The organism is Bacillus sp. JJ783 (genome assembly GCF_036963225.1).
GTDB lineage: Bacteria > Bacillota > Bacilli > Bacillales > Bacillaceae_G > Bacillus_A > Bacillus_A cereus_U.
In genome coordinates this window covers 1-3,801 of sequence record NZ_JBALMG010000158.1, presented here as the reverse complement: position 1 = coordinate 3,801, position 3,801 = coordinate 1, and the positions used below count along the sequence as shown (strand labels likewise).

Here is a 3,801-nt window from a genome sequence, read left to right as displayed (position 1 = left end):
AGGATTTTGGGTTACTTTTTTCTTATTCCCCCTTTTCAAGGGGATAGACAAAAACACCCAAGAAACAAAAAAAGCTTGTGATTATTAATCAAGCAAGCTTTTTTATCAAACTTTATTTAAAAGTTACACATTGTATGTTTTGGTAATACTTATGGTTTAACAGGTGAAGAATCAGTTAGAACATCTACTTCTGCTATAGAAGCAAATCCATTCTTTCCGTTCGTTACTTCCACTTTTACATATTTAGCGGAAACAGGTTCGAATGTTGCCAATTTTTGTGTCGTACTATCTTCCCATGTTCCAGAAGCTACTTTTTGATAGTTACTATCATCCATACTTGTATAAATATTATAGTTTAAAATACGGCCATTAATCCCACCATCTTGACGCGGGAGACACGCTACTTGAGTAATCGTTTTCGTCTGACCGAGATCTAACGTTAAGTTGTATGGATATTGATTTGTTGTACTCCATTTGCTATGCCACATTGTATTTGGGTTTCCATCAATTGCGTTACTAGCTGGATCACGTGATTCCTCACTGTTTGCACTTGCTTTCATTATTTTTTTAGACAATACAGCTAGTGGTTTAACAGGTTTAGCATCCGTCGCTTCCCATATAGGGGCAATTAATGTTGGATTATTTAAAGCTTCTACTTTTTGTCTCGTTTCTTGTGATGCTTTCAGCCCCCATTGATCAAAAAATGGAAGTAAATTTTGTTTCGCTACTTTCGATGTATTGTAAATAAATAATTGTATTTTCTCTTCATTAGGAAATCTAATTTGATCCAGTGGTAACTCTCGATACAGTTTGTGAAGATTTGGATAAAAATCTTCACCATATGCTAATTGAAGTTGCCAAAGCATAACAAGTTTCACAAACAAGTCGTCAATATTTTTATATTCTTTATCTGTTTGTTTTAAATATGTAAAGGCTCTATCGTAATCCCCCGATTTTTCTAAACGTGTTGGTTGATTCGGGAATAATTGCTTTTGTGCAGCTAAAGAATATAGGTTAACAGTTACTTCCCACGTACCTCTTCGATCTTCCCACGTCCATGGTGTTTGCTGTCTTGTATGTCCTGCTTCATGCATTTGTCCCCATCCAAATTTATTAACATCTAAAGCACTTTCGATTGCGTTACCAGCAGTAGTAAAAAATACTCCATTAGTACTTGCATACATGCCCCAAGTTGTTTTTTTAGGATTTTCTGCAAAAGGCCAAATGCGATGTGTTGGACGATGCTTCGGATTCGGGTCTGTTTCAGATAACCCTGATATCTTATCTTGTGCTCGAATCATTTCATCATATTTTTTTAATAGAGGAACAGGATCTTGATCCACAATATATTTCTTGGCACTATCCTGCGTAACGGTAAGTACTGCTTTTTCTGATTTCAATTGTACAGCATGTGCATCTGGGTACTTGTCCATCATTGCAATCCAGTCGTCTTTCGTATGCTTCCCTAGTTCAAAGAATGGAACAGGGCTCCCGCCTTGTGTTACTTTCACCGTAACTGTTCCTGTTTTTTGATAGTTATCAAACCCTAATAAACCACCGTTCGGAGAGGAGATCGTGTTAGAACCAGGAGAAAGCTCAATTTCTTTTCCCGCTTCTTTATCATATTCAGTTGTCCCAATAATCGCTTTAATCTTTTTTGTTCCCGATACTTCAATTGTAACTTGTTCATTCGGTTTTACATAGATTCCTGTTGGCATATATGATATTGTATATGATCTTTTTTCTCTTAGTGATTCCTCATAGTAACCTCCTGTACCTGGAAGTTTAAACTCCCTCTGTTCATATTGATTTTCAGTTTGCGCGGCAACCGTTTCAGCTTGAACTGTCAAGTTATTTGTTATAGTAGGTGTAAATAGTGTGGTTGCCAAAATAGCAGATGTCGCAAGTACTTTCATCGGTTTTTGGAACATAAAATTATTCTTTTTCTGCATATAAATCATCCTTTCCTTTTCAATTCGTTCCATTAAAGCCCTTTCGATGAATGAATGTAATTGATTTCTATTTCCTGTCGGTTTCATTTTTTGAAAATTAAGAAATAAGTGCTCGTAAATCGTCCTAGAGTTTGATAAATATAAAACATACCCGAAGAAAGAAATCTCCATCCGTGTTCATACTAAATAATTACGAAAGGTAGGATATGGGAATGGAACGAACCCATTTCCCTTTTTTCTTATTACTTCGAATTTAACATCGAACAGGTCGTATAGCAATCAAAATTAGACAATTTTAGCTATTTTTCGACATTTTTTGTCAACTTACTAAAATAGTAGTCTCACGTCTATCAACTAAAAGAATTTGAAATCGGGTGTTTTTGTTTATCCCCTTGAAAAGGGGGAATAAGAAAAAAGGGTTCTGGTGCAAAAACTATAAGATTTATGTAACTAATCTCTGAACCTTAGACATACTAATACTCTAAAAAAGGACGTGATCAGTTTGGAAAAGCAAAACCTATTCAAGTGGAAACATTATCAGCCTGAACTAATCTTATTAACAGTAAGGTGGTGCCTACGGTACAATTTGAGCTTCCGTAACCTGGTGGAAATGATGGAGGAAAGAGGATTATCCATTGCTCACACAACGATTATGCGCTGGGTTCATCAATATGGACCTCAATTAGAAGAGAAAGTACGACATCATCTAAAATCAACAAATGATTCATGGAGAGTCGATGAAACCTATATTAAGGTAAAAGGGCAATGGATGTATTTATATCGTGCCGTTGATTCAGAAGGGAATACCATTGATTTTTATCTAAGTAAATCAAGAGATAAACAAGCCGCCAAGTGTTTTTTCAAGAAAGCCCTGGCTTTTTCGTACGTTTCTAAACCTCGCGTGATAACAGTCGATAAGAACCCTGCCTATCCTATAGCAATTCAAGCGTTGAAAGAAGAAAAACATATGCCTGAAGGCATAAAGCTTAGACAAGTTAGATATCTCAATAATATAGTGGAACAAGATCATCGTCTTATTAAGAAACGTGTGCGTTCTATGTTAGGGTTCAAGTCTTTTGGCACAGCTACATCCATTCTTGCAGGAGTAGAAGTCATGCATATGATCAAAAAAGAACAGATTGATTTACGGGATCAGTCTGTTCAAAATCAGAAAGAATTCATCCATCAATTGTTTGGGCTAACAGCATAAAATACAATTCCGCTAGAAATATATGCGCTATATTCTCATTTATTTTATCTTTGCACCAGAACCGAAATTACTAATGAACCGAAACTTCTCATGATGGTCACCTCAATTCTAAAAGTTATGATTTTAAATATAATTATATATATATAAAGATTCACAAAGGAATTACCATAGGATTAGTTATGATGAATTACTTACTTCCTAATATATAAAATAATCATGTAACAGATATAAAATATACATAGCGCTTAAAAAAATAATGTGTGGAGGAATTACGGTATAATGTCGAAAAAATAAGAATTGTGAGATTTTTTGTTGATTTATGTCGTTTTTAATGCTATACTCATAACAACAAAGAAAGAGAAAACAAAAACCCTTATCTAGTGAGATATCAGAATTTTTAGTTTTCTACGATTGTTTTACTTCTTGTGCCCTAGAAGTTTGTGCATTTTTTTCCACTCTTTCTTTGTTTTACCCTATAAAAGAAAACAACCTGTTTTTATACAGGTTGTTTTCTTTTATAAAAATTTAACGTTTTCTGACAGAAGACTCCTTCCTCAAAAATGTGAAGGTGTGAAACACCAATTTTAGGTGGGAGATGAATGTCAGTAGGCGTAAGCCTACGTTTTTTGTATACTGTAG

2 protein-coding genes are annotated in these 3,801 nt (G+C 34.8%); one reads left to right on the top strand and one right to left on the bottom strand.

Annotated elements, in window-relative coordinates:
• Window positions 1–149: 149 nt before the first annotated feature.
• On the bottom strand, window positions 150–1,985 hold the full coding sequence (locus tag V7038_RS25830; RefSeq protein ID WP_335695844.1) for a M60 family metallopeptidase: 1,836 nt from the start codon (window positions 1,983–1,985) through the stop codon (window positions 150–152).
• Window positions 1,986–2,454: 469 nt separating this feature from the next.
• On the opposite strand from V7038_RS25830, the gene V7038_RS25825 reads away from it, so the two are divergent.
• Window positions 2,455–3,162 (top strand): IS6 family transposase, encoded by a 708-nt coding sequence (locus tag V7038_RS25825; protein ID WP_335695843.1) that lies wholly within the window; start codon window positions 2,455–2,457, stop codon window positions 3,160–3,162.
• Window positions 3,163–3,801 lie beyond the last annotated feature (639 nt).